Origin of the sequence: Acetobacter suratthaniensis (assembly GCF_017377745.1) — a bacterium.
Classification (GTDB): domain Bacteria; phylum Pseudomonadota; class Alphaproteobacteria; order Acetobacterales; family Acetobacteraceae; genus Acetobacter; species Acetobacter suratthaniensis.
This window is the reverse complement of record NZ_JAFVMG010000060.1, coordinates 1-560: the sequence shown is the minus strand read 5'-3', so window position 1 is coordinate 560 and position 560 is coordinate 1. Positions and strand designations below refer to the sequence as shown.

Sequence of the window (560 nt, the reverse complement as noted above, 5' to 3'; positions counted from 1 at the left end):
ATGGCTATGCGCTCGCGTTCAATCTTTCGAGGAAGAGGAGGCGGCGCATATTATAGGTGATATTGGCCAGCCCGATCCTCATGTTGGCTCGCGCAATACCGACAGTTCGGACGAACAGCCCTGTCTGTGACTTCTGATCGGCAAAGACATGCTCCACACGAGATCGGATCACGGACTTCCCTGCATTGGATCTCTGGATATGGCGGGGCATAGGCTTGAGATGCGGCTTTTTCCTGTGAACTTTCGAGACGAAACCCTCTTTATCCATGAAGTCCTCATTGGCTTTTGAGCGATACGCTGTATCAGCCCAGACGCTTGAGGCCGTATTGGTTTTATCCAGAAGCCCCTCTCTCAATCGCGCGCCATCACTGGCAGCGGCATGCGTTGTTTTCCATTTGCGGATGAACCGGTATTTCCGATCGATGGAAACATGCGATTTATAGCCAAAGAACGGGATGGCGAGATCGCTGGATGGCATGGTTCCATCATCCTGCCGCTTCGCCTTCGTGAACTTCAGTGTCCAGCGCGCATGACGATCCTTGTGCGACAGCTTTGCGGGT

1 protein-coding gene is annotated in these 560 nt (G+C 53.2%); it reads right to left on the bottom strand.

Translation table 11 applies throughout. From position 1 onward, the window contains the following. Positions 1-4 precede the first annotated feature (4 nt). The coding region (locus tag J2D75_RS14295; RefSeq protein WP_207855461.1) for a transposase at positions 5-560 on the bottom strand (556 nt) is incomplete at its 5' end.